The sequence below is a fragment of the Alphaproteobacteria bacterium genome, from assembly GCA_016699735.1.
Classification (GTDB): domain Bacteria; phylum Pseudomonadota; class Alphaproteobacteria; order Micavibrionales; family Micavibrionaceae; genus JAGNKE01.
In genome coordinates, this window is record CP065008.1 from 1,316,731 (window position 1) to 1,328,909 (window position 12,179).

A 12,179-nucleotide genomic window follows, 5' to 3' on the forward strand; every position below is an offset into this window, starting at 1 on the left:
CTTTTTCAGTCCTTGTTTTTAATCCTTGTAGGGGTCGAATTCATCCGCCCCCGCCATCGCCACGATGAGGGGAGTCAAACGGTGGAGAACGCTCACGCTGTCCGCATGATAGGACAGAACATCGTCAAGCTTGCGGTAAACATCCGGCGACTCGTCCGCGCCCGCGCCGTAAAGCCGCACGCCCTGCGCCGCGACCTTTTTCCGCATCTCGGCCTCGTTGATCTTTCCTTCGGAGATTTTAACCTTCTTTCCCTTCGCCCAGCGGCTTTTTCCGGCAGCCTCCGTCCGGGACATCACGCGCCCCGCGCCGTGAATGGTGGAATACAGATTCTCCTTCGCCTCCGGCGTGTCCCGCCCTTCAAGGATCACGGAAATATCGCCCATCGACCCGCCGACGAAGCATTTCTGCCCCGGAAACGCAGGCGTCGAACCCTTGCGGACAACGAAAAGTTTCTCGCCGTCATGCTCTTCCTCGAACGCAAAATTATGGTGGTTATGAACTTCCACAAGCCGCTCTGTCGATCCTTGGATGATCCGAGAAACCTCATCGCACACCCACTCGCGTCCGGCGTAAGCATAACGCCCGCCCAGACGCATAGCCTTCAGGTATTGCTGCCCCAGATCGGATTTGAGATCGACGACGCACGGATCGACCAGCATCCCGTCTTTCCCGCCCGCCGCCTTCAGGAAATGCGTCGTGGATTTATGCCCCAGCCCGCGGGAACCAAAATGCACCCCGATCCAGATAAAATCCTGCTCGTCCTTGAAAACATCGACATAATGGTTGCCCGATCCGACCGTTCCGAGCTGCGCCGCCGCCATATCGCGCAAATCGCCGACGACGTCGATCGCCCACGCATCGTCCTCGTCAAGACACTCCGCCTCAACGGAGGTTTTATTCGAGCGTCCGACGCCAAAGGAAATCGTCTTCGCAATCGCCAGCCCGATCTCATCCAGCCGGTGTTCGATCTCGGAATGTTTGACCGGAAGCTTCACCGCCATATTGCCGCAGGCGATATCGAACCCGACGCCGGAAATCGAAACCGCGTCCCGGTACGCCACGACGCCGCCCACGGGCTGCGCGTAGCCCAGATGCCCGTCCGCGCACAGCACGCCCTTCACCCCGCCGAAATTGACGCAGTTTTTCATTTGCTCGATGGTTTTGTCGTCGTGTTGACCGATGACTTTTAAATCCATGTTGACCTCCTACGGGTAAACCGGCGTGAGAATATCGAGGCCCAGAGTCTCCTCCAGCCCGAACATCAGATTCATGTTCTGCACCGCGCAGCCCGCCGCGCCCTTCACAAGGTTATCCAATGCCCCCTGTGCGATGAAAATATTCTCATCAACCATCGTATAGGCGATGTCGCAGAAATTGGACCCGACGATATTCGCCATCGAAACCTCCTTGCAGATCCGCACGAACGGCGCGTCCTTGTAAATCTCCGTCGAGCATTTGGTCGGCATGGAAGCCGTGCGGATAAAGGCGGTCGCGAAAATCCCCCGCGTGAACGGCCCCGACGTCGGCACAAAATTGAGTTGCTTCGTGTCGATCTTCGCCGTGCGGAGTATCTCGGGGATATGCCGGTGGATATTGATGTTATAACTTTTCATGTTGTGGTTCCGCACCGGGTGATGCGTCCCCTCGGAGGGCGACTTGCCAGACCCGCTGGACCCCGTCACGGCCATGATATCGACGCTCTCGATCAGCCCCGCATAAGGGTAAAGCATCAACTGCGCCAGCAGCGCAAAGCACCCCGGATTGGCGACGATCTGCGCCTTTTTGATCTGGTCCTTGTAAAACTCCGGCGCGCCGTAGACAGCTTCTTTCAAAAGCGCAGGATAATTATGCGGCGTGGCGTAATATTTCTCGTACGTCGCAACATCGTCCAGCCGGAAATCCGCCGACATATCGATGATCTTCGTCTGGCCGTGCAACGCCGCCACCGTATCCTGCGCCGTCTTGTGGGGCAGGGCGAGGAACACCACATCGCTGCCCTTCGCCACCGTCTCAGGGTCCGTATCCGTGACCTTGAGCTTAAGGTGCGAAAGATGCGGGTACAGATCACCGAGGGGTGTGTCGGGATTTTGCCGCGACGTGAGGTACGCGATCTCCACCTGCGGGTGCGCGATCAGCATCCGCAGAATTTCGAGGCCTGTATAGCCGGTTACGCCGATAATGGAAGCTTTGAGTCTCTGAGCCATCTTGATATCACCAAATCTATCCAGTCACTGGTCGGGTTAAAGGCGTTGTAAACCAGAACGCCCAATTCTTCTTTCACGATCGTTTTTCCGACATGGTTGTCGGTCACGGGGCCGCTGATGACGTCAATCGGAATCCCGATCCGCTTGCATTCTCGCGCCAGGCCGATGGCCCCTACGGGATCGCTCGCGCAGCCGATATGCAGCCGCACATTCTCCTGAATTTCTTTCATATGCAAAACGGCATTGACCCCGTAGCGGCCCATCAGCCCGTCGCCGAATTCGATCATAATCGCGTCGGGTTCGTCTTCGCTGAGATAGTCCAGCGCCCCCCGGACGACATCTTTGATATCCTCATCGGGGATGTTGGCGGTGGAGGAAATCCCCGCATCGACGAAGGAGACGGAGTTATAAACGCCGTAATCCTGCATCTTGAAGATATCCCGCATCGCCGCCACGCCCGTCAGCTTAGCGCCCGCAAGCTTCATGCCCATGCGGGTCAGGGTCTTGATGACCTCAATCGCCACGGTCGTTTTGCCGCTGTCCATGCTGGTTCCCGTGGTGATGATGAGGGGAATATCGCTCTTCATCTTTTTCTTCGGCGCGAACAGCGCCTTCTGCCCGATATTCAAAATCTCGCCCTTGCGAACGATAGCGCCGAGAACACGAATACGCAGCGGATCGCCGACTTCCTTCACGTTCGCACTCAGGCACTCTCCGGCCACGCCGCCGAAGTTCAGAAGGTGAATAACATCTCCGGGCCGCAGCGAAGTGGGCAGCCGCCCGACGAAACCCTTCAGCGCCATCCGCTCACCCAGAGCAACTGCGATAATATCGCCCTTCTTGATCTTGGACATCCGCCCTGTTGGCAACTCGATTTCGTTGTAAATCGATTTATCCTCCAGCACCTCGGCGGCCAGAACCGTCCCCATCGTGCAGGGCAGTTGCACCTTGGGCTTATCGAGAACCGTCTCGATATGTTTGAGTCCGAGGTTTTTTGTCACCGAGCAGATTTTATCAATCGCAACTTTCTTCATTCCAGTGTCTTTCACATTCGTCGTGTTAAGCGGTGGTATAGTCCGTAATTATCCTTTGTTTCCAAATTCTTGCCCCGGCTCAAGCAGAGCCATAACCATGCCCAAAAAAGCGGGACGCTGCAATCGGTTATCGTTGGAAAAATTCTAAATTCCCGTCCGGTTCAGGCGGTTTTTTTGTCAAAAGGGGGAAAATCCGGAAAACAGACGCGGGGCTGCGCCCCCGCAGGCGCTTAGCGCGGTCGTCGTCGGGGCAGCGATGGTCTATTCATCGTGTTCATGGGACTATGAGAAACATATAAGGCAAAGGCTTGTCAATGAATTATTAAAATAAAGGCCTTATTTCAGAGGTAAAGCCATCTCCACCAGCTTCACCCAATATTCCACGCCCAGCGGGATCAGATCGTCATTGAAATCGTACAAGGGACTATGCAGGCCATGGCTGCTCCCGTGCGCGGGGTCGTTCGGATCGGCCTGTCCCATCTTGATATAGGCGCCGGGGCGGCCCTTCAGCATCGCCCCGAAATCCTCCCCGCCCATGGAAGGCTGGGCCTCGGTGTTGACGTTCTTATCGCCCACAACAGCGGCGGCCACGGTGGCGCAGAACGCCGCCTGTCTTGGATAGTTGATCGTGGCGTCGATCCCGAAATGATAGCGGCACGCGGCGCTCGCCCCGAACCCGCCCGCGATCCCGCCCGCCAGTTCCATGATCCGCTGCCGGATCGTCCCGCGTAGGGTATCGCAATAGGTCCGCACCGTGCCGCTGAAATGAACGCTTGAGGGCGTGACGTTATAAGCCCCGGTCCCGCCCTTGATGTTGGTGACGCTGACCACCGCAGGCTCGAACGGGTCGGTCCCCCGGCTGACGATGGTCTGCAGCGTCGAGATGATGTCGGCGGCCACCACGATGGGATCGACGGTCGTATGCGGCTTGGAGGCATGGCCCCCGCATCCGGTGATCGTGATATCGAAATTATCGACATTCGCCATGGCGGCGCGCAGATTGACTTCGACCTGCCCGAGCGGCGTATACGGCCAGTTATGGAGCCCGTAGACGGCATCGCACGGATATTTCTCGAACAGCCCGTCCGCCATCATCGCCTTCGCACCCTTTCCGGTTTCCTCGGCGGGCTGGAAGATGAGGTGGACGGTGCCGTCGAAATTGGGATTCTGGCTCAGGTACTTCGCGGCCCCCAGCAGCATGACCGTATGCCCGTCATGCCCGCACCCGTGCATCTTGCCGGGAATCCGTGAAGTCCATTCCTTGACGCCTTCCTCAGGGATATCCAGCGCATCCATGTCGGCCCGCAACCCGATAGATTTTCCGGAACCTGTTTTGCGCCCCTTAAGTGTGGCCACAACGCCTGTGCCGCCCAGGCCGCTCTCGAACGTGATACCCCATTCGCTGAGCTTCTGGCAGACAAACGTGCTGATGAAGACTTCCTCAAACGCAGTCTGCGGGTTCTGGTGCAAAGTTCGCCTATAGGCGGTGAACTCCTCGTGCATGTCCTGAATCGCGTTTCGCACCGGCATATCCAGCCCTCACAACTTCGTTTTGCGGGGATCGAACGCGTCCCGCACCGCCTCGCCGATGAAATTCAGCAGGATCAGCATGACCGCCAGCGAAGAAAAAGCGGTCAACCCCAGCCACGGGGCGGAGAGATTGTTCTTGCCTTGAAGCAGAAGCTCGCCCAGCGAGGGGCTTCCGGCGGGCAGCCCCAGTCCCAAAAAATCAAGCATTGTCAGTGATGTAATCGAGGCCGCGAGAATGAAGGGCAGGAACGTCAGCGCCGCAACCATCGCGTTGGGCAGGACGTGCCGCCACATGATAACGCGGTCGGAAACGCCTAGCGCCGCGGCCGCCCGCACGTAATCGAAATTCCGCGCACGCAGAAACTCCGCCCGCGTCACATCGACGAGAGACAGCCATTTAAAAAGCAGCAGGATCAGAAGCAGCGTCCAGAACCCCGGCGGAAAAAGCGCAGCAAAAATAATCAGGATATAAAGATAGGGCATACTTGCCCAGACTTCAATGGCCCGTTGCATGACCAGATCAGTCATCCCGCCGTAATATCCCTGAATCCCCCCTATGGTGACGCCGATCACCGAACTGATCGCCGTCAGGATCAGGCCGAACACCACCGACAGCCGGAACCCGTAGATCACCCGTGCCAGAACGTCGCGCCCCTGATCGTCCGTGCCCAGAAAATTCTGCAAGCTCGGAGGGGTCGGCGGCGGCGATCCCAACTCATAATTGATCGTATCGTAGCTGTAGGGGATCAGCGGCCAGAGAATCCATCCCTTCGATCCGTCGGTGCCTAGGATCAGCTCCTTGACATAGGCATCCCGGTAATCCGCCTCGGTCTCGAAATCCCCCCCGAACGCGGTTTCGGGATAGGAAAACAGCACCGGAAAATACGTCTGTCCCTGCGTATGCACGATCAAGGGCTTGTCGTTGGCGATGAATTCGGCAAACACACAGACCATAAAAAGAAACAGAAAAATCCAGAAGCTCCAATACCCACGCCCGTTCGCCTCGAACTGCGCCAGCCGTCTTTTGGTGATGGGGCTAAGGGTCATGGGATATCCGACTCTCCTGATAGGCCAGTTTCTTTTTTAATCTTCAGTCTTCGTTTCGTAAAGGCCGCTCGGAGTTTTTCCTGCGATGCCAGCAAAGTCCCAAAAAGGATCAGCAGCGCTGCACCAAGCACGGCGGGGGTAAACGGCGCCTGCCCAAACCCGATCAGGTAAAGCGTAGACAAGAGGGGCATGGAGTTGGAGGCGACGGAAACGATCTGGGCATGGCCGTGCTTCATCGCCCCGTCCCAGAGCAGATACGCGGCCCCGGACATCGTGCCGAGAAGGGCGATCAGAAGAAAAATGTTGAAGTCAAAGACCCACGGCGCTTCCAGAAGCTGATGGGCGCAAAAAAGCAGAACGGAATTACAGAGGAAAGCAGCCGTATTGTAATCGCCGGGATGCTGCTTGATAAGGCGCGTTCCCGCCGAATAGACCGCCCACGCCGCCGCCCCGGTGAACGCAACGAAATGCCCCGCTTCAAGGTCGATCATGAGGCCTCCGTCTTTCTGAACCACCAGTACAACTCCGGCAAACCCGATCAGCGCCCCGATAAGATACTCCGGCCGCAGCTTCTGGTCGGGCAGAAATGAAACCGCCAACACCGTCAGCATCGGCCAGAGGTAATTAATGAGATTGGCCTCGACAACCGGAACCATGCGGATGGAATAGGTCAGGCACAGCGACTGGAACCCCAGCCCGAACATGGTCCAGAGCAGGATTTTCGGATGACCAGTAAAATAGGGCAGGGGATTTGTGCGCTTAGAGATCCAGCGCGTCGAAAGCACGGAAAAGGAGGCGATATTCGCCATCGACAGAAAAAGGATCGGCGGCACATTGGCGGTAAAACTCATGATCAGCGTCGTTGAGGACCATAGCAGGATCGCCGCAAGCCCGCCGAACGTCGCCGAACGCTCGTTCATTTACATCGCCCGCGAGGAGAAATCGATGCGCGGATCGACCCAGACGTAAACCAGGTCGCGCACCAGATGCATGACAAGGCTGATCAGCCCAAAAAAGTAAAGCGTCCCCAGAACCACCGGGTAATCCCTGTTGATGATACTCTGGTAGCCGAGTAACCCCAGACCGTCGAGCGAGAAAATAATCTCGATCATCATGTTTCCGGTAAAGAAAATATGCACGAACGCGGAAGGAAAACCAGCGATCACGATCAGCATCGCATTACGGAACACATGGCCGTAAAGCACCTGTGGCTGCTCCAGCCCCTTCGCCCGCGCCGTGAGGACATACTGCTTGCTGATCTCGTCAAGAAAGGAGTTCTTCGTCAGCATGGTCAGGGACGCAAACCCCCCGATCACCATCGCCGAAACCGGTAGGACAAGGTGCCAGAGATAATCCAGCGTGGCCTCAATCATCGTCATGTCTTCCCACCCGTCCGAGGTCAGCCCGCGCAGCGGGAACCAGTCGAAATACCGTCCGCCCGCGAACACAACGATCAGAAGGATTCCCATGACGAAGGAGGGAATCGAATAACCGATGAAAATCACCGCACTGGTCCACACATCGAACCGTGAACCGTCATGCACCGCCTTGCGGATACCAAGCGGAATCGAGATGGAATAAATGATAAGAAAGGTCCATAGCCCCAGGGAAATGGACACCGGCATTTTTTCAAGAACCAGCCCGAGGACGTCTACGTCCCGATAGTAACTCTCCCCGAGATTGAAGGTCAGGTAATTTCCGATCATCAGCATAAACCGCTCATGCGCGGGCTTGTCGAACCCGTACATTTTCTCCAGCCTTTTGATGAATTCCGGGTCCAGCCCCTGCGCCCCGCGGTATTGGCTCATTTGCGAGGAGCCGGGATTCACGCCCGCACCGCTCCCCGACACATCGCCCTGACCGCCCGTAAAGCGGGAGGTGCCCGAAGTGTCATGCCCTTGCATCTGCGCGATCATTTTCTCGACCGGGCCACCGGGGACAAACTGTATGATAACGAAGCTGACAAGCAAAATCCCGAAAATCGTCGGGATCATAAGGAGCAGACGTTTAAGAATATAAAAAACCATAGCCCCGATCATAGGAGGCTATGGTTTTCAAGTCTATGCACATTTTAGGAGTGTACCATGCCCGTCATGCACATTTTCATCTGCCTTCTGTTAGTGGACAGATTTGTATCCTTCGCCGCTCAGCATATTGAAATCGTCAAACGCCGAGGGCATATCTTTTTCAACGAAGAAGGAACCCATTTCCTCCAGAATGTCGGCCTCACGTTTTTCAAGCTCGGCCATCCGGCGGCGGGCCGTCACGTTATAGGCGTCCGTCAGGGTCTGTTCGCGAATCTCGTCCTTGCCCAGATATTTGGCGATATAGACCTTGTTGCCCAGAGCCAGCATATTTTCAGGATCGTAGGCCAGCGCAACGTTGGTAACGGCCAGCGCCTCTTCCTCGCGCCCGAGATTGGCCAAGGCAAAGCCCTTGTTAATCAGCGCATTGACGTTTCTTGGGTCTTGCATCAGAACTCTGTCCTCGCGGGCCAGAAGCTTCGCGTACTGGTCACGCAAATGCGTGATGAAGGCTTGCTGGAACAGGGATTTTTCATGGTTCGGGTTAGCGGCCAGACGCTGCCTGATAATGATTTCGGCTTCTTTATAAAAGCCATCGACGATCAGGATATCGACTTCATCGTCGCTCTGGTGCGGATCGAACCCGTGCAGTGAGTCGGGATTAAGAAAGTAGGGGCAGTCCGACCGCTTCATGAAGGCCATCAGGTCGTAGGCGAGTCGGGCACGCAAAGCGCCGTCATCGACCGGCAGATGACTCAGAGGATGCGAGTACTGAAACTTCGAAGAAGAAGCACTCTTGGCATATATCTCTTCTGGGACCATTTCTTGTTCAACCCTCTGATTTTAAAGTCTTTTCCCGCTTTTTTATGAAGGCCAATCGAGTGACCTTTCTTATACTCCCTAACTATACTCTTTTTCTAGGGAGGAAACAAACTTTTTCTTAGGGAGAATACAAAAATCTTTATATTTTCCGTAATTTATGGGCGGATATCCCAGCCCGAAACGGCCCATTTTCGCCCGCCAAACGTTAGCAAGCCGAGCGCCCCTGTCCGCAGCTTGAGGGGATGACGGGATTGGAACCCTTCGAAATCCCCGGTGATATGCGGGGCGAAACGGGCAATTCCGTTGGACGTAACGGCAAAAAAAACATTTTCTCGTGATTTTTCAATATCTTGTGCGAGGGAAAGCCAGCCCTTGATGATCGTCGCCGGATCCGCCCGCCAGCCGGGGGGAACCACGGCCTCCTCATCCCACCGCCGCAGAGCCTCCGCCCCGACTCGGGCGATCACGGTCTCCTCCGGTTGATTCTCATCCGGCCCGTAATCGATCTCCCGCAGCATCTCAAGGCTCTGAACGGCAACCGCACATCCGCAGGCCTCAAGCGCAATCTGCGCCGTTTCCCGTTGGCGGAGCAGGGGCGAGGCATAGGCAAGGTCGGGAATCAGGTCATGTTCACGCAAATACTCCCCGAGCGCCCGCGCCTGTTCGCGCCCTTTTTCGACAAGCTTCAGATCGGTCCGCGCCCCGACCCGCGTCGGCGTGTCTTGCGGCCCGAACGTGTTCCCGTGCCGGGCGATAACGAGGGTCTTCATAGCAGCGATTCGCCGTGCGTCTTCAAAAACTGCGCGGCGCGTTTAAGGTCTTCTTGCGTATCAATCCCCGCCTGCAGCGTACCCTCGGGCAGGTTGATTTCAACGGTTTGCACGGCGATCCCGTTTTCAAGCATCCGCAGTTGCTCCAGCCCCTCAAGCTGTTCATAGACGCCCAGCGGCAAGGAGCAGAATTTTTCAAGGATATCGGCGCGGAAACCGTAAAGCCCCAGATGCTGCCGCACGGGCGAGAGCGGTCCAGCAGCGCGGAGGTTCTCCTCATCGCGGATCGCCGGGAGGATCGTCTTCGAAAACCACAACGCACGGCCCCGTGAATCCACCGTCACCGTCGTGCCGCTGAACGGCGTCTTCTTTTTGTTTTTGCGCAGACGCTCAAGGTCCGCCCAGCTCAGAACCTGCACGGGCGTAATCACCTCGTATTTGGGTTTGGAAAGAAAGGTTTCGAACATCTTCCGCAGCACGGAGGGTGGCGTGAAGGGCACATCCCCCTGCAGGTTGATGATGAAATCCGGCCAGTGGTCGAGCTGCCGCAGCGCCGCCAGAACCCGGTCCGACCCCGTCGCGCAGGTGTCCGGCGTCATAATGCAGGGAACGCCGATCTCCTCGGCATGGGCGGCGATCCGCTTGTCTTCAGTGGCGACGAACACGGCCACGTCCGCCGCGCCGGACAGCACGACCGCCCGCCGTGCCAGATCGACGACCCGCGAAAGCATGGACCGCCCAGCAATCTCCGCCAGTGGCTTGCCGGGAAAGCGGCTCGACCCGTAGCGGGCGGGAATGGCAATCGCAAGGCGCGGCACGGGCATGGGGTTTCCTTTATTTTTTGGAAGCAGGCGCGGTTTGCGAGGCCGGGTCGATCCACCAGCTTTGCACAACCAGCGGGCTAATCCCCGAGAGATTTTGCGGCCGTTTGAGCTTCGACCAGTAGGCCAGACGGAACTTGTTGTAATGCCAGTTCGGAATAACAAAATGATTCCAGAGCAGGATACGGTCGAGCGCCCGAGTCTTCGTCACTAAATCCTCGCGGGATTTGGCCTGAATGAGTTGCTCGACAAGAGTGTCAATAACTGCATCTTTCACCCCAATAACATTTTGTGAACCCTCTATATCGGCCTTCTGCGATCCCCAATAATCGCGTTGCTCGTTACCAGGGGATTCGGACTGTCCGAAGGTGTGTAAGATCATATCGTAATCGAAGGCATTGACCCGGTTTTGATATTGGGAGGCATCCACGAGCCGCAGAGTGGCCTTGACGCCGATGCGCTCAAGGTTCTTGACGAAAGGCTGAAACCAGCGTTCAAACTGTGAACTGAAATACAAGATTTCAAAGGCTAGTTTAACGGGGCCGTTTTCGGTTTCCTTTGCACGGATTTTATCTTTGCCAATCTTGTATCCTGCTGCCTCCAGCATATCGGCGGCCTTTTTCAGGTTAGCTCGATTATTCCCGGTGCCATCCGTCACGGGGGATTGATATTCGGTGGTGAAGACAGCATCGGGAATTTTCCCTCGAAAAGGTTCAAGGATTTTCAATTCTTCTGTGGAGGGTAGGCCTGAAGAGGCAAGCTCGGAATTGTCAAAATAGCTGTTCGTGCGTGTATACGCATCGAAGGCAACCTGCTTGTTCGACCATTCGAAATCAAACGCATAATTCAGGGCTTCACGCACCTTAATGTCCTGAAATATTGGACGGCGCAAATTAAAGACAAAGCCCTGCATTCCGGCTGGCCGACGGTGGTCGATTTCCTCCTTGACGATTTTTCCCTGTTTTACAGCAGGAACGTCATAAGCAGTCTTCCACTGAAACTGAGAACTTTCGTCTTTGTAATCGTAGTTGCCAGAAAGAAAGGCTTCATGGGCAACCTTTTCATCCAGATAATATTCGAACACGATGCTGTCGAAATTATTCATGCCCTTGAAAAAGGGCTGATCTTTCCCCCACCAGTTTTCATTGTGGACATATTCAATCGTCCGAGGAGCATCAATCTTGCCGAATTTATAAGGCCCGCTGGTCAGAGGGGGTACAAGTGAAGAGGAATCCTCAAAGTTTCGTTCATCCGCCGTCCAATAATGTTTGGGAAGAACTGTCATCTCGGCAATGATCAGCGGCAATTCCATATTGCCCTTGACTTTGAAATGAAAAGTGACGGTTTTGGGTCCATCGGCGGTGGCTTTTTCAATATCATGCCAGTAGGCCTGAAAGAACGGCTGTCCTTTGGTAGTCAGTGTTTCGAACGTCCACACCACATCTTCGGCAGAGATCGGAACCCCGTCGTTCCATTTGGCTTCCTCGCGAAGTTCGAAACGCACCCACGAGCGGTCCGGCGCAATCTCAATCGATTTGGCAAGTACGCCATACAGGCTGAAAGGTTCATCAAGAGAGTTTTGCATAAGACTTTCGTAAACAAGATAGCTTCGGGTCTGCAAAAGACCCGCAGCGGGATTGCCCTTCACGACAAAAGGATTCAAGGAGTCAAACATACCGATGACACCCGCCCGCAACGTCCCGCCCTTCGGAGCATCGGGGTTCACGTAATCCAGATGCTTGAAATCCGCCGGATATTTCGGCGACCCGTGCAGCGCGACGGCATATTGCGGCCCCTTGGGTTCGGCGCTGGCCGCAGGCTCCTCAGAAAAAGCGCCCGATGAAATGAAACCTGTAAACGAAAAGAGGCAGAAAACAAGAAGGGATTTAAATCGGAGCATAAGGAGAACCTTGCGTCTTGTTCGGA

11 protein-coding genes are annotated in these 12,179 nt (G+C 55.8%); all 11 read right to left on the reverse strand.

Features of this window, described 5'->3' with window-relative positions; all coding sequences use genetic code 11:
- Nucleotides 1-18: 18 nt before the first annotated feature.
- The 11 genes from IPN28_06385 to IPN28_06435 all read right to left on the reverse strand — a co-directional run bounded on the left by IPN28_06385 (nt 19) and on the right by IPN28_06435 (nt 12,153).
- A complete protein-coding gene (locus tag IPN28_06385) occupies nt 19-1,197 on the reverse strand; it encodes an RtcB family protein (protein QQS58439.1) in 1,179 nt (392 codons plus the stop codon).
- Nucleotides 1,198-1,206: 9 nt separating this feature from the next.
- The gene (argC, locus tag IPN28_06390; protein ID QQS58440.1) at nt 1,207-2,205 is read right to left on the reverse strand and encodes an N-acetyl-gamma-glutamyl-phosphate reductase; all 999 of its coding nucleotides are present in this window, start codon (nt 2,203-2,205) and stop codon (nt 1,207-1,209) included.
- The gene (locus IPN28_06395; protein QQS58441.1) at nt 2,169-3,239 is read right to left on the reverse strand and encodes a hypothetical protein; all 1,071 of its coding nucleotides are present in this window, start codon (nt 3,237-3,239) and stop codon (nt 2,169-2,171) included. Before IPN28_06395 ends, argC begins: the two co-directional genes overlap by 37 nt.
- 336 nt (nt 3,240-3,575) lie before the next feature.
- The gene (locus IPN28_06400; protein ID QQS58442.1) at nt 3,576-4,769 is read right to left on the reverse strand and encodes an amidohydrolase; all 1,194 of its coding nucleotides are present in this window, start codon (nt 4,767-4,769) and stop codon (nt 3,576-3,578) included.
- Between the two features lie 9 nt (nt 4,770-4,778).
- Nucleotides 4,779-5,816 (reverse strand): ABC transporter permease, encoded by a 1,038-nt coding sequence (locus IPN28_06405; GenBank protein ID QQS58443.1) that lies wholly within the window; start codon nt 5,814-5,816, stop codon nt 4,779-4,781.
- Complete coding sequence (locus tag IPN28_06410) at nt 5,813-6,736, reverse strand: EamA family transporter (GenBank protein QQS58444.1); 924 nt, start codon at nt 6,734-6,736, stop codon at nt 5,813-5,815. The genes IPN28_06405 and IPN28_06410 overlap by 4 nt, the downstream gene beginning before the upstream one ends.
- The gene (locus tag IPN28_06415) at nt 6,737-7,843 is read right to left on the reverse strand and encodes a microcin C ABC transporter permease YejB (protein QQS58445.1); all 1,107 of its coding nucleotides are present in this window, start codon (nt 7,841-7,843) and stop codon (nt 6,737-6,739) included.
- Between the two features lie 90 nt (nt 7,844-7,933).
- Nucleotides 7,934-8,662, reverse strand: coding sequence for a hypothetical protein (locus IPN28_06420; protein QQS58446.1), 729 nt, complete (start codon nt 8,660-8,662; stop codon nt 7,934-7,936).
- 155 nt (nt 8,663-8,817) lie between these two features.
- The gene (locus tag IPN28_06425; GenBank protein QQS58552.1) at nt 8,818-9,441 is read right to left on the reverse strand and encodes a histidine phosphatase family protein; all 624 of its coding nucleotides are present in this window, start codon (nt 9,439-9,441) and stop codon (nt 8,818-8,820) included.
- Nucleotides 9,429-10,256, reverse strand: a complete 828-nt coding sequence (locus tag IPN28_06430) for a 3-deoxy-manno-octulosonate cytidylyltransferase (GenBank protein ID QQS58447.1) — start codon at nt 10,254-10,256, stop codon at nt 9,429-9,431. Before IPN28_06430 ends, IPN28_06425 begins: the two co-directional genes overlap by 13 nt.
- Nucleotides 10,257-10,266: 10 nt before the next feature.
- Entirely contained in the window at nt 10,267-12,153 is a 1,887-nt protein-coding gene (locus IPN28_06435) for an ABC transporter substrate-binding protein (GenBank protein QQS58448.1), read from the reverse strand.
- Nucleotides 12,154-12,179: the final 26 nt, after the last annotated feature.

Excerpts from the sequence above, each read along its gene's own strand:
- IPN28_06385 (QQS58439.1), bottom strand. The coding sequence starts at position 1,197 with ATGGATTTAAAAGTCATCGGTCAACACGACGACAAAACCATCGAGCAA.
- argC (QQS58440.1), bottom strand. The coding sequence starts at position 2,205 with ATGGCTCAGAGACTCAAAGCTTCCATTATCGGCGTAACCGGCTATACA.
- IPN28_06395 (QQS58441.1), bottom strand. The coding sequence starts at position 3,239 with ATGAAGAAAGTTGCGATTGATAAAATCTGCTCGGTGACAAAAAACCTC.
- IPN28_06400 (QQS58442.1), bottom strand. The coding sequence starts at position 4,769 with ATGCCGGTGCGAAACGCGATTCAGGACATGCACGAGGAGTTCACCGCC.
- IPN28_06405 (QQS58443.1), bottom strand. The coding sequence starts at position 5,816 with ATGACCCTTAGCCCCATCACCAAAAGACGGCTGGCGCAGTTCGAGGCG.
- IPN28_06410 (QQS58444.1), bottom strand. The coding sequence starts at position 6,736 with ATGAACGAGCGTTCGGCGACGTTCGGCGGGCTTGCGGCGATCCTGCTA.
- IPN28_06415 (QQS58445.1), bottom strand. The coding sequence starts at position 7,843 with ATGGTTTTTTATATTCTTAAACGTCTGCTCCTTATGATCCCGACGATT.
- IPN28_06420 (QQS58446.1), bottom strand. The coding sequence starts at position 8,662 with ATGGTCCCAGAAGAGATATATGCCAAGAGTGCTTCTTCTTCGAAGTTT.
- IPN28_06430 (QQS58447.1), bottom strand. The coding sequence starts at position 10,256 with ATGCCCGTGCCGCGCCTTGCGATTGCCATTCCCGCCCGCTACGGGTCG.
- IPN28_06435 (QQS58448.1), bottom strand. The coding sequence starts at position 12,153 with ATGCTCCGATTTAAATCCCTTCTTGTTTTCTGCCTCTTTTCGTTTACA.